The sequence below is a fragment of the Streptomyces sp. NPDC002324 genome (assembly GCF_053593335.1).
In genome coordinates this window covers 1-11,783 of the sequence record NZ_JBSFCF010000078.1, presented here as the reverse complement: position 1 = coordinate 11,783, position 11,783 = coordinate 1, and the positions used below count along the sequence as shown (strand labels likewise).

The following is an 11,783-nucleotide window of genomic DNA, read 5'->3' as shown; positions in this document are numbered from 1 at the left end:
GAAGCGGCGGTACTGGTAGGTGACACCGTTGACGGCCTTGACCCGCAGGTTGGGAGCGGTACTGGCACTCTCCGTGCTCCGCGTCTGGGTGACCGTCTGCCGCATACCACTGGAGCTGGAACTGGAGCTCACGGCGTTGGCCATGCTCGGTGCCGTGGCGGCGACGGCCGCCACGACCGACACACCGGCCAGCAGCATCGCGGTCCGCCGGGAGATACGAGTACGCCGATTGCTTGAGGACATGCCAATTCCTTCAGTCGGGCCGGAGGACTCCCCGGCACATAAAACGTGCCGTGCACGACGGACTGCCACGGGGCCGCATGAGCCGCCGCTGCGGATTGCGGCCCCGTTCGTGGCCGCACCTGTCGAGTCGCGCGGAACCCACAGGCGCCCCGCCTCGCCGTATAGCCGGCGTTGACGGCGAAAGCGTTGGTCGACCGACGACTTCGCCGAGCTCCTGCCGCCGGTCGTCGCACCGTGGTACGGCGCAACCCGAATCAGTTGCATCAACGTATCAGATAGATACGCATTGGCAACACCAAAGAATCAACTACGGAAGTACCCGTAGCGTTCACGTATCCTCTACAAGGGACCAGGTAGCGACCGAGACAGGAGAGAGATATGGGCCGAGCACTACGGGCAGATGCCGAGCGCAGTGTGCGCGCGATTCTGGAGGCGGCCGAGCGGGTCCTCGCCGAGGACGCCGGTGCCTCCATGGAGCAGATCGCCGAGGCGGCGGGGCTGACACGAATCACCGTGCACCGCCGGTTCGCGAACCGGCAGGCACTGCTGGAGGCGCTCGCCGTCTCCGCGAAGCAGCAGCTCATCGACGCCATCGAGGAAGCCCGGCCCGACTCCGCTCCCGCGCTCGTGGCGCTGTACCGGGTGACCGCGAACGTGATGCGGGTCAAGAACACCTGGCGTTACACCCTCAGCCACACCACGGCCCACACCCCAGCCGCAGCCGCACTCTGGGCGGAGATCGACGCCCACGCCGTCCAACTCCTGGACCGGGCACAGCACGAGGGGCTCCTCGCCCCTGACACGGACCTGGACTGGACACGACAGGTGTACTACGCGCTCCTCAGCGAAGCCCTCAACAGGCCCGGTGGGGACCAGGACCCAGCCGCACAGGATCCCGACGCGCTGGCCACACTCGTCATCGACACCCTCCTGCACGGCGCAGGACCACGCGGCTGAGCCACATCGCCGACGTTCGCTGCGCGCGACAGGCCAAGCTCCTGAGGCCCGCGCGTGGACAGCAGAGCGTCCGTGTCTTCCGGATGTTCGAGGAAGACCGTCGCCGACATGTCGATCATTGCCAGATGCCAGATGGCCGCCGTGAGGACCTCGCCACCGAAGGCGTGCGCACCATTGGGCACAACCGCGGTTTCCACCACGGCGGCGCCGTCCCGGAGAACGCCTGGGCGACGTCGCCCTTCTCCTGATGCCGACGGATCAACGATCACCTCCAGCGACCGACCCCCGCGGCCCACCCCCTCTCCCTAAGCGGGCACCAGATAACCCAGCGCCTCACGAAGGGCCGTCACCACCACGGGTCCGGCTTCGGCTACCTGCCGCAGGTCTTCGCCCTTCATGTAGCAATACCGGTAGTTCGTTAAATTCGGCGGTAGAGGTCAATGCCGTGTCCGGTGGTGACCGCGTCGATCAGGGCTTGGAGCTCGGAGGGTGGGTCCTTGTCCGTCCAGGCTCGCCACCATCGGTTGAGGGTGACGGCGGGGGTGAGCCAGGAACGGATGGCCCGTAAAGGCCCTGGGCCAGCAGGGCTGTTGGGGCTGGTGGTGTCCGGTTGGCCCGGGCTCGGCGCGCTGGCGTCCAGGGGCCCGGGTGGGGTGAACCACTGATCCCAGCAGAAGGAGAAGGCGCAGTTGACCAGGGTCTGGTGGCGGCGGATGGCGCGGTCGGAGCGGACCTGGAAGTCGGCCCAGCCCAGTTCGTCCTTGATCTGCTTGTAGCTCTGCTCGATCCACGGCCGCAGGCCGTAGAGGCGCACGATCTCGGCCAGGTCGGCGGGCGGCTGCGGGCCGGTGGCGGCGTGGGGTGCGTCGGGGTGGGGCAGGTTGGGTGGCCAGGTACCAGGTGGCCTTCTCCGGCAGCCGGGCTGGGTCGGTGGTGGCCACGACCAGTCGGCAGGGTGAGTCGGGGCCGTAGCCGCCCAGGCGGGCATCAGCGGCCCACCAGGTCTCACTGTGCCCGTCGCGGAAGTGCCGCTCCACGGGCGTCCAGTCGCCTGGATGTCTGGCAGGCATCACGCCAGGTCAGGGCATGCGCGGCCTCGATGGGGTGTGCGGCTGGTCGGCCCGAGCCCAGGTACCGCGGTGCGGCTTGAGCGCGATGACGTAGGCCAGGCCGGCCTCGCGCAGTGCGAGATACCAGTCGTCGCTGACGGAGTAGGCGCAGTCGGCGACCACCGCCCGGCAGGAAAAGCCCGCCTCCTTCCCGCGGGCCGCGAGGGCAGTGGCCAGCTGGGGTTTCGTGCAGAAGGCCGGATCGGCCCGGCCTCGGGCGAAGTGGTGGGCGGGGTTGTAGGGAGTTGCGTGCAGCGGTAGTACACGCGGCCGTCGGTCCACACCGTGGTCACCGTGACGATGCCGTTGTCGGTCTTGCCGTGCCCAGCCACTGCCGGCCCACATTCGCGGTCGCGGTGCCGTCCTTGCGGTCCCCGGAGTCGTCGATCACGATGACCCCGCCGTCGTGCGGAGCGGTCGCCAGCTCCGCGGTGGTCACGGCGTATCGCGGCGTACAGATCGACCTTCGACTGAGAGTTCCCCATCGAGCCCCCTGCGGCAGAAGCACACCCCGCCGTCCCACCGCACGCCCTTGAGTGACGTCAAGACAAACCGACATCGCAAACTCGGTCAGAAGGTGACTCCCACAGTCGGCTCGAAGTGACTCCGGTTACACAGCCAACCGGATCCTGGCCCGCCACGGCCTGAACCGGTGGACCGGGAAGTAGCCCAGTGCACTCACCTAAGCCGCCCCTGACCAGCAGTGATAGCCAACTGCGACTGGAGTACTAGCGAACCCGGAGATAGCGGTTGTGACTTGGATCGCTGGCACCTTGGAGAACCCGGACACGCTGGGCGCCTTGTGAGTCACGGCTCGCTGAGCCGCGTGGCGGGCCTCCACCTCCACCACAGCAGCGTGGTTGGCCGCCTGAACCACCTCGGCAAGGCCTGATCCATTCGGCCTCACGGTTCAGTCGCGCTGACCCGGGTCCGGCTTGGCGGCGTGGCGCTGTCGGAGGACGGCTAAGGGGGCGATGGAGCTGAACCGGGCCGAGGACACGGGGTCAGAGGACTGATCTCTGACCCTACTCTCGGATCCATCGCTCCTCAGGGCCCTCTTGCCGGATGATGCGATTCCTGCCGTGTTTCGGGCCAGTGGTCGGCAGCGGGACAGGGAAGCAGCCGACTGCGACGCGGCGCATGATCAGCTCCGCCATCCGCCGCGTGCCCAGTTCCGACACGTCGTCGATGAGAAAGTCGTCCTCGGACGCGAAGAGGTCGCTCACCTTGAATCCGAAGGCGATTTCGTCCCGTAGCACGAAGAGCCCGCTGGTCCCACACCACAGGGCGTCCTCCGCCCCGGGAACTCTCGTGGTAAACCGGCACCAGCCCTTGGCGAGCACTTCGCGTTTCGTGCTGCGCCAGTTCGCCGACGCGACGTGTGCGTAGTGCCAATCCGCTGTCCAGCCCGGCTGGATGCCTGGCGGCGTGGGCTTGACCGCGGCCCGATCAGAGCTCTGGCTCCACTGGCAGGACACCGCATCCGTCTGGTACCCGAGCCCAATGGTGTTACCAGCGTCGGGGTCCCACGCGTAGTCTGAGGCTTGCACCGCGAACGTGCGGTAGGAGGAGTCCTCAGGGACGCCGACGATGGCGTTCACATCGCCGATCGTCAGGACCTGACAGGGGTCCCTCGGGAAAGTCCGGCGTGGCCCCTCCGAAGTCGCCGAGTCCAACGCCCGCCCGGGCACCCGGTACGTACGCCAGACGATCGTGCCGGCCAGGGCGAGGGCGAAGGCGAGGATGCCGATGGCGATCTTGGTGTCCCGGCGCATCAGGGCCGCTTCCGTACCATGTTGTCCGCAAAGTCGGCCCTGGTGGATGGGCCGGTGTCGACCCACTCGTTGGCTCGGCCTTCCAGCTCCCCCCGGTGGACGTACACGCCGTTGCTCAGCCGCTCCGGAACACCGGACAGGATGAACGGCTTCCCGCCTTTGTCCATGACCGTGGCCCGCTCCATTCTGCCGCCCACTGAGTACGACACCACGAGCGCGAAACGGACCAGGCTTCGCTTCGCGAAGACGTTGACAGTCACGGAGGCCAGCTCCCTATGCGCGAGCGTGAAGCCGTTGGTGTCGAAAAGGTGCTTGCCGAGGGTGTGTTCCTGATCGTCGTATGTGCGGGCCCGGGGTCTGTCCTCGTCCATGTCGAGTCCGATGCCCAGCGCACCGGTTGAGCCTTGCGTCGGCTCCACGAACGCGCTGCCGCCGTAGGGTGAGCTGCGTTCAATGATCTGCGCGCCGATGTCGGTGATCATCACCGTGCTCCGGCGGTTGCCTTCCAAGGTGAGTCGAATGGTGTGCTGCAGCATAGGCGCGCTCACATGCTTGGCAAGCTGGGAAATTCCGGTGTCGGGCTTCGGCCGCGGGACCCGATCCTTCAAGACCCACCAGCGCAGCTCCTCGCCGGGGTCACTGGTGCCGGCGAGGACGACCTTGACGCCGTCGCCGGGGGTGAGGGAGTCGGCCACCGAGTCCTGATGGACGCTCCACCACAGGGTTCCGGAGACGAGAGCGATGCCTGCCGTGCACGCGGCGAGGATCCGACGGAACGACATCCTGGTGGAGGGTGCCGGGGTCGGCGGTTCGGGGTAGGCCGCGCCGCTGATCGAGGGAAGGTCGTTCGTACCATCGCCCGGCGGCCACAGCACCGCTCGGAACGCCGCGCGGTTCACTGGATCCATCCGGTCGACCGATGCCAACGGCTCCAGCGTGAGCGCGCTCGCGCCGTCCCGCAGCCGGTGCCTGACAACCACGCCGATCGCGAACTCGCCGCCCGTGCCGTCCCCTGCGAACACCACCGTGCCGGAGGCGCTCTCCCACGACGAACCGCCGACGGCGTCACCGCGCTCGCGGGGGGTCGCACGCACATGGAAAGTAAGCTCCTCACCGACCGGCCCCTCTGCTGTCGGCACGTACCCCGTCAACTGGGCACGCCCACGCCGAGGGGGGCCAGCCGGAGGATTCTGGTCTTCCTTCCACCAGGGGTAGCCCACCCCTTGGCAGTGCAGGACCGTCGCCCGGCTGGTGTCCACCCGCGCCGCTCGCACCCGGGGCGCCGTTGGTGTTTCCTCGCCGACCAACCGTACGATCGCGAGGTCCATCTGCTCGCCGCCGTCGGCGATGACCTCGGCGGGAAGTTCGGCGCCTCCCCAGAAGCGCACGAACACGGCTCCGGAGCCCACCGCATGGCGTGCCGTCAGTACGTGGGCGCCACCGACACAGTACCCGGACGCCACCGTCCACACGGCCACGTCGCCGGTACCGCTCCGGTGCAGGACCTCAACCGCGTACTCGGTCTCGGGCACAGCCCGTCACGGCTTTGCGGTCCGAGGGCGCGAGGTGACGAGCACCGACTCTCCGTCCCGCCCGACCGGCGGGCCGAGCTGCAAGGTGACGGTCTGCACCGTCTCCCTGCCGAACCCGGACTCCGCGCCCATTTCCAGCACCCAGAACTTGACCTTCCCTGTGGCCTGAGCGTCCACGGTGACAGCTACCTGGAACTCCAGGGTCACTCCCTCCACGGGAAATCGCACGTCCCGCCCGGCCCCGGCGCGCGCTGCCTCGGTGAGCTCTTCCTGAAGCGCCGCAATGGCTTCGGTCAGCCCGATCTTGCCGATCACAGATTCCCCCGCTCGTCCGGTCTGATGCTTTCATCCGAAACTACGGTTCCCATGTTCCCCAAGAGGCTGAATCGCTGTATAAGCACCGGAAGTTCGCCTCTGGCGCAACCGGGCGACCAGGGGTGTGCGGTGTGGGATGACCCCTGCGAGCCGATGTGAAGTTCGGTCCCTGTCGCTTCAAGGCGTCACCGCTGTGCCACCAGCAGTCCCCCATGCCGAGCCGGGCCCGCTTATGTAGCCGACGCGGAGGGCCTGGCACGTGGCGCCAGAACGGCGAAGTTCGTCGAGTGCCTGGGTGAGCCGGTCCCCGAGACGCAGATACCGCACGAGCGAACGGCCCGCTCTATCGGCTTCGTCTGCGGTGTCAACGACGAGCTGGCCGCGAGGAAACCCGTCGGCGGGACAGCAGGCATCGGTGTTCCGCATGCGGGTTCCCCGTCACATGCCTCTAGGATTATGCGAACCCATGCGTTTTTCGAAGAGGTGACCGGAAAGTACGGTGTCTACGGCCCTGCCATACGCATGCCCGGTTACCTGCGTCGAACGGAGATACCCCGTGCCCCGAGGAATCACCATCGGTGTGACCCGCTACCCCACCAAGGAAGCCGTCCGGAACATCTGCCGCGGCATCGTCCAGCGGTACGGCACAGGTGGTGACATCACCGACCCCGACGACGATGCCTTCTGCCGCGACCTCCTCGAACGCCACCCCGAATACGACCTCAAGCGCGGGGTCGGCATAGCCCACTTCCGCGTCATCGCCCACACCGACCACGGCCGCAGAAGCGTCGGGATCGGCCTCGTGCGGCTCGACGGCGAAGTGACTGACTTCTCGTGGAACGCCTGCCTGACACCGTTCAGCCAGCGCACCCAGGTGCTTGCCGCCCTGCGGCACGCGGTTGCCGATCAAGTGGCAATCTCACGGAACGCGGCACTCAGCTCCGGACAGTCACTGCTCTGCTCCGTCACAGGAACGCCGATCGCGTCCGCGGCCGAGCTGCACATCGACCACGCGGCCCCGACATTCCTCGAGCTGGCAGAGGACTCCATCGCCGACAACGGTGGTGTAGACGCCTTCCGGATAGTGCCCGAGTCCGGCGCCGGCGTCAGCTACATAGAGCTGGAGGACAAGGACCTCGAGAGACGATGGCAGGAGCGCCATAAGGAGCGTGCAGTACTTCGGCCGGTTCTGAAGCGGGTCAACCTGTCCGATCTACGGCGAGGGAATGAGCCAGGTATCACAACCCCATGAACCCATTGCGGCCGTCCCACAGGGCGCACAACCCCATGCGGTCCTCGTAGAGCAGCGATCCCCCGGCATGCTCCAGCGCATCCGGCGCCGCAAAGGCCACGGCTCGTTGGCAGTTCACCCGTGCCCTGGAGCCGAAGAAGGACCGACTGGAGTCGCTTGTAGCAGCACAGGGCAGCGGCAAGGCCGAGAAAGCCAGGTAGTTGCGCGGATGGCGTTTGTAGCGGGGCTGAGTCTGCGGTAGCCGGACGGGCACGAGGTTGGGTCGGCCGCGCGGCGAGGTGCTCGCCGTGAGGGCGAGTCCTGTTCAGCTGAAGAGATGATATTGGACAGCGAGCAAGTCGGCCACGAATGCGAAAAATCGCCGGGCTAACGAAAGGCTTCAAAAGGACTGGCGGCTTCGTTGCAACGAAACCGATCCTTACGAGACCGCTTCGTTGCGGGTTCACGGTCAGCCACCAGCACCCGGGCCGCCTCTGGGCCGTGCAAGGCTTCTCGAAGCCGACCAACAACGACGGAAGCCCACGGCATCTGAGCAGCTCAGAGCGGTGGGCTTCGTCAGCCTCGCTGGTGGGCGAGACACTTGATCAGTAGACCGGCATGTCAGGGCCACACACGGCGTGTCCGACGGCAACGCTGACGGCAGCAGCGCTCCGCCCCCGGCACGGTAGCGGCACGGGAAACGATGCGACCGCCTCACCAAGGCGGGCCCGCATCTTCCTTTTGCGCTGCGGCGTTATCCGTGCAGCCAGCGGCGCTGAAATCTTTGCAATGAATCTGCGTCCACGCAACGATTCCATGCGCGCGTCGTCAGCTCCTGCGGGCTGACCCAGCGGCCGGTGCCGAGGGCGGTGGGTGGACCTCGATGTCCCTGCGGACCCGTTCGCGTTCGGTCGAGATCGCCGTGCGCACCTCGCCGAGGAACACCGAGGACAGGGCGGCGATGGCCAGGACCGTCGCCGCGTAGGGCGCCTGGGTGTGTGCCACGGTCCAGCCTGCGAAGCCGAAGGACAACGCATAGGTCAGCAATGTGTATGCGACGTCCGCGTGGCGGAACGTGCCGGCGCTGCGAGCTTCGCCGGGCAAGCGTGATTCCAGCCTCGCGATGAACGGTTCGATCTGGTGGCGGACCACGGCACGTTTTCTCCTCCGCGCCCCGCCCTTCTCGGCGGCGGCATCGAAAGCGATGAAGTGGCCCGTCCACGTGTCGTCGAATTGCACGACGCGTCGCAGCGGATGCCCCCACTCGGCCTTGTCAGAAACGGGGTGACGGGGCATCATCGGCATCGAGAGCCGCGTTCCGTCGTCCCCCGACAAGCGCTCGGAGGTCTCCTCGAACGTCGCGGCGGCCGCCTCGCAGAAGCGCCGGTAGTCCTCGGGCTCACCGCAGACCAGCAGGAGCAGACGGGAGGGCGGCAGCAGCCGTACCGCTTCGGTGAACTCCCATAGGGTGCCCCGAGCGCTCTCGGTGTGTTCGCCGATGCCGGCCGCCAGCAGGACGAGGCGCGCGCGTTCCATCCCCGCGCTGACAGGTCCCTGCCAGTCGCCTGGTGGCAGGAGGAAGCGTTTCGCGCCGGGGAGGGCGAGCCGCATGTCGGGGCGGCCCACGGCGATGACCTCGCCGCACGGGCGGAAGAGCCCGACGATCTGCTCCTCCCAACTGTCCTCGGCCCCGGCGAAGTCGGCGAACCCCAGCAAGCGCCCGTAGGGGAGGCTCCGCCTGCCACGCACGAGAGGGTCTGTCTCCGCGAGCCTGTCGTCCTCGGCGAACGGACGGAGATAGAGCGAGTAGGTCAGGGCGCGGCACTCCGTGAGCGAGCTCAGCTCGGGCGATTTCTGCCGCCTGGCTTTCGTAATGTACCGGCGGGCGTGCCACAGCCACATCAGAGAGCCGACCCCCCACATGAGAGAGATCGGCAGGTACCCCCAGTCACCGTTCAGGGCCAGTCCAAGGTCCGCCATCGAAAGGAGCATGGAGATGATCGCTACGATTCCGCAGAACCTGGCGATGCGCGTGTACCGAACACGCTGCGTGAACGGGTCTGTCGTCATTGATCACTTACCCTGCATCACGGCACTATGCCGCCCGTCGCCGCGCCGCAACAGTGCCTCGTATAGGTGGGATCGCCCTCCGGGCCGTGCCTCGCGCATCGGCTCGGTCCCTAGATGGCGTGCCGCGGGCGCGTCGTCGGAGCCACACCCCTGAGGGGGCTCTCCGCAGCTGGTGGTCGTCATCCACCGAGCAGACGCCCCCCCCGACGCTAACTTGCCCTCATGACCCCGCAACCCGCGCCGTCCGGCGCCCACGTCGCGGGTTGCGGCGTGACCTTCGACCCCTTCGGGACGCCCTGGGCGGCGCGTCCCTTGACCTCCGTCCGGGCGCCGGCCGCGACCAGCGAGGAGGGGTTGGTAGCGAGCTTCTCCAGCGCGGCGGCGACCTGCTGCGCCTGCTCGTGCGAATCGGTGGCCGGCGCCCGGCCCTTCCCCCTCGACTCACCGGCGGCGGTCTCTCCCCCCGGCCGGCTCAGCAGGACTGCCACCAGGGCGAGCAGGCTCGCCACCACGACGGCCGCCCCGACCAGCAGTCCACGACGCGCACGCGCCATGCCAACTCCCCCCAGCTGTACGGAATGAGGATGAGCGTATCGGCCGGAAATGCGCAATACTCAGTTGACGCCTTTTCGTGACGTTCGATGACGATCCACCGTCTCGAAATCCGGTCCGGCGCCTGTCAGGCGAGCAGCAGCTGTTCGGTTCTTCCATGCTCTGCGGACGGTCGGCTGCTCTTGCGGTCGTGTGCGGTGGCTGGGCAGTCAGCCTGCCTGCAACCGATCTTCGTGCGGCTCCTGATCGCCAGTGGACGGTAGGCCGTGCTGGGCGCGCGCGGTCTCCAGCAGGCGCCGCCAGGAGGTCACCGTCGGGCGGCGCCGCAGGAGTGCTCGCCTCTCCCGTTCGGTCATGCCTCCCCACACACCATGCTCGATGCGGTGATCGAGGGCGTGGGCGAGGCATTCGGTGCGCACCGGGCAGCCGGTGCAGAAGGCTTTGACCCTGTTCTGGGCCGCGCCTTCGGCGAAGAGTTCGTCCGGGTCGGCGTTTCGGCAGACCGCTTGCGTACCCCAGCTCTCCTGACCATCCTCGACCACCACGACGCCGTCCTCTCCCCGGTCCGGCCCGCCGCACTCCCCTGGGCAGGCACGGTCCGCAAACGGTACGGCAATCAGGCGGGGCGTGAGAGTTCCTTATTGCGCAGCAATCCCTTCGGGGGAAGGGGACTTGACGAACACGCCCCGCGACCGGGCTCATCCGTCGGCTCGGCACCCGGGCGTCGCCGGAAGCGGAACTTCCCCTGTCCGCGGCCCGCACCCAGAGTGACAACACAACCCAGACACCCCGCCGGGCCGTGACCTCACGCCCACTCAGCAGACCGTCGACCGCGCGCCGTCCGCAGCCCGGGCACCAGTCGAGCGCGGCGTCGCACGGCTCACGTCCTACGGTCGGCCCTCGGGGCCGTCTGCGATCACTCGTGTGTAGCCGCCCGCCGAGCGCAGCTCCTCCAGCGGCCCGGCGAACCGCTTGCGCCCGTCCTTGAGCACGACCACGCTGTTGCAGCAGCCCTCCACGTCCTCCATCAGATGGGTGGCCATGACGACCGCGGTAGTGGCGCTCAGTTCCTGCAGCAGCACGTGCAGTTGGTCGCGCTGTGCTGGCCTGGTGCAGCCGCGCCAAGAGGCTCTACGGCTCCGGTCGTTCGGGGTCTCCTGCGTGGTGCGCACCAGGTTTGCCCGGCGGCAGCAGCCAAAGGACTTCGCCCTGTGGCCGTCGGCGTACTGGTACTTCACGTGGTGGCACGCCTGCGGCACCGTCGAACGCATCCATGACGCTCTGTGCGGGCAGGGCCGGTGAAGCCGGCGGCCGCCACGTGGAGCCGAGCGCGGGCTGATCGACTCGCAGTCCGTCTCCAGCCAGTCGGAGTAGTTGCCGGTACGCGTGTCGGCCACGGCGGTCAGGGCGTCGACGGTGCCCTTCTCACGGCTATGAATGACGAGGTTGTCCCAGCCGGCGTTCAGGATGTCGCCCGCCGACAGATACTCGACGCCGTACGACTGGTCGAACGGCCGCGCCCTGGACGCCAGGCTCGTACTGCCGCCCGTGAACTCGCCGGTCCTGGTGTACGGGGCCTCGCCAATCCAGAGGCTGAACTTGCCGGTGCCGCCCACCGCCGCGTCGGCGTCGAGGTCGCCGGCGGCCAGGGCCTGGCCGTAGCGGTCGTTCTCGTCGCAGCCGTGATTGGCAAGGGTGCACGCGGTGCCCGAGAGACCGGACGCGCCGCCCCAGACGATCACCACCGTGCCGCCGTGCGTGTCGGCCGCCGTGTCCTCGCCGGGGCGCCGACCGCCAGGTCCGCGTAGCCGTCCGTGTTCAGGTCGGCCGATGCCACCGCCGTACCGTGTCACCGGCCTCCGCGGCGCCGGGGACGCCGGAGGTGTTCTGGGTGAGCGAGCGACTGGTACTTCGGCGCCACGAAGTCCACACCCCAGATGCAGGAGATCAGCTCGCGCTGGCTGCTGCGCACCCTGCCCTGGGTGAATGTGCAGGGTGG

General features: G+C 67.9%; 10 protein-coding genes and 3 pseudogenes. 4 read left to right on the top strand and 9 right to left on the bottom strand.

Annotated elements, in window-relative coordinates; genetic code table 11:
• A pseudogene (locus ACWCRJ_RS44135) lies at positions 1–243 on the bottom strand (alpha/beta fold hydrolase); the annotation flags it as partial.
• A gap of 378 nt (positions 244–621) precedes the next feature.
• Here ACWCRJ_RS44135 and ACWCRJ_RS44130 point away from each other — a divergent pair.
• Positions 622–1,200 (top strand): TetR/AcrR family transcriptional regulator, encoded by a 579-nt coding sequence (locus ACWCRJ_RS44130; RefSeq protein ID WP_450944626.1) that lies wholly within the window; start codon positions 622–624, stop codon positions 1,198–1,200.
• A 125-nt stretch (positions 1,201–1,325) separates the two neighbouring features.
• A complete protein-coding gene (locus ACWCRJ_RS44125) occupies positions 1,326–1,448 on the top strand; it encodes a hypothetical protein (RefSeq protein WP_450944625.1) in 123 nt (40 codons plus the stop codon).
• Positions 1,449–1,637: 189 nt separating this feature from the next.
• On the opposite strand, the pseudogene ACWCRJ_RS44120 reads toward ACWCRJ_RS44125, so the two are convergent.
• The 4 genes and pseudogenes from ACWCRJ_RS44120 to ACWCRJ_RS44105 all read right to left on the bottom strand — a co-directional run.
• Positions 1,638–2,730: pseudogene (locus ACWCRJ_RS44120) on the bottom strand (IS701 family transposase); the annotation flags it as partial.
• Between the two features lie 604 nt (positions 2,731–3,334).
• Complete coding sequence (locus ACWCRJ_RS44115) at positions 3,335–4,084, bottom strand: hypothetical protein (RefSeq protein ID WP_450944624.1); 750 nt, start codon at positions 4,082–4,084, stop codon at positions 3,335–3,337.
• The gene (locus tag ACWCRJ_RS44110) at positions 4,084–5,616 is read right to left on the bottom strand and encodes a hypothetical protein (RefSeq protein ID WP_450944623.1); all 1,533 of its coding nucleotides are present in this window, start codon (positions 5,614–5,616) and stop codon (positions 4,084–4,086) included. The genes ACWCRJ_RS44115 and ACWCRJ_RS44110 overlap by 1 nt, the downstream gene beginning before the upstream one ends.
• 6 nt (positions 5,617–5,622) lie before the next feature.
• On the bottom strand, positions 5,623–5,931 hold the full coding sequence (locus tag ACWCRJ_RS44105) for a trypco2 family protein (protein WP_450944622.1): 309 nt from the start codon (positions 5,929–5,931) through the stop codon (positions 5,623–5,625).
• A gap of 580 nt (positions 5,932–6,511) precedes the next feature.
• On the opposite strand from ACWCRJ_RS44105, the gene ACWCRJ_RS44100 reads away from it, so the two are divergent.
• On the top strand, positions 6,512–7,183 hold the full coding sequence (locus tag ACWCRJ_RS44100) for a DCL family protein (protein ID WP_450944621.1): 672 nt from the start codon (positions 6,512–6,514) through the stop codon (positions 7,181–7,183).
• An 807-nt stretch (positions 7,184–7,990) separates the two neighbouring features.
• On the opposite strand, the gene ACWCRJ_RS44095 is transcribed toward ACWCRJ_RS44100, so the two are convergent.
• From ACWCRJ_RS44095 to ACWCRJ_RS44085, 3 genes are all read right to left on the bottom strand, one after another.
• Entirely contained in the window at positions 7,991–9,232 is a 1,242-nt protein-coding gene (locus ACWCRJ_RS44095) for a hypothetical protein (protein ID WP_450944620.1), read from the bottom strand.
• A gap of 209 nt (positions 9,233–9,441) precedes the next feature.
• Entirely contained in the window at positions 9,442–9,786 is a 345-nt protein-coding gene (locus ACWCRJ_RS44090; RefSeq protein ID WP_450944619.1) for a hypothetical protein, read from the bottom strand.
• Between the two features lie 207 nt (positions 9,787–9,993).
• Positions 9,994–10,326, bottom strand: coding sequence for a WhiB family transcriptional regulator (locus ACWCRJ_RS44085; RefSeq protein ID WP_450944627.1), 333 nt, complete (start codon positions 10,324–10,326; stop codon positions 9,994–9,996).
• 247 nt (positions 10,327–10,573) lie between these two features.
• Between ACWCRJ_RS44085 and ACWCRJ_RS44080 the strand changes: the two are divergent.
• A pseudogene (locus ACWCRJ_RS44080) lies at positions 10,574–10,675 on the top strand (IS5/IS1182 family transposase); the annotation flags it as partial.
• On the opposite strand, the gene ACWCRJ_RS44075 reads toward ACWCRJ_RS44080, so the two are convergent.
• Positions 10,672–11,637: a hypothetical protein gene (locus ACWCRJ_RS44075; protein WP_450944618.1), complete on the bottom strand. Its 966-nt coding sequence runs from the start codon at positions 11,635–11,637 to the stop codon at positions 10,672–10,674. The pseudogene ACWCRJ_RS44080 and the gene ACWCRJ_RS44075 overlap by 4 nt on opposite strands.
• Positions 11,638–11,783: the final 146 nt, after the last annotated feature.

Excerpts from the sequence above, each read along its gene's own strand:
- ACWCRJ_RS44130 (WP_450944626.1), top strand. The coding sequence starts at position 622 with ATGGGCCGAGCACTACGGGCAGATGCCGAGCGCAGTGTGCGCGCGATT.
- ACWCRJ_RS44125 (WP_450944625.1), top strand. The coding sequence starts at position 1,326 with ATGCCAGATGGCCGCCGTGAGGACCTCGCCACCGAAGGCGTGCGCACC.
- ACWCRJ_RS44115 (WP_450944624.1), bottom strand. The coding sequence starts at position 4,084 with ATGCGCCGGGACACCAAGATCGCCATCGGCATCCTCGCCTTCGCCCTC.
- ACWCRJ_RS44095 (WP_450944620.1), bottom strand. The coding sequence starts at position 9,232 with ATGACGACAGACCCGTTCACGCAGCGTGTTCGGTACACGCGCATCGCC.
- ACWCRJ_RS44090 (WP_450944619.1), bottom strand. The coding sequence starts at position 9,786 with ATGGCGCGTGCGCGTCGTGGACTGCTGGTCGGGGCGGCCGTCGTGGTG.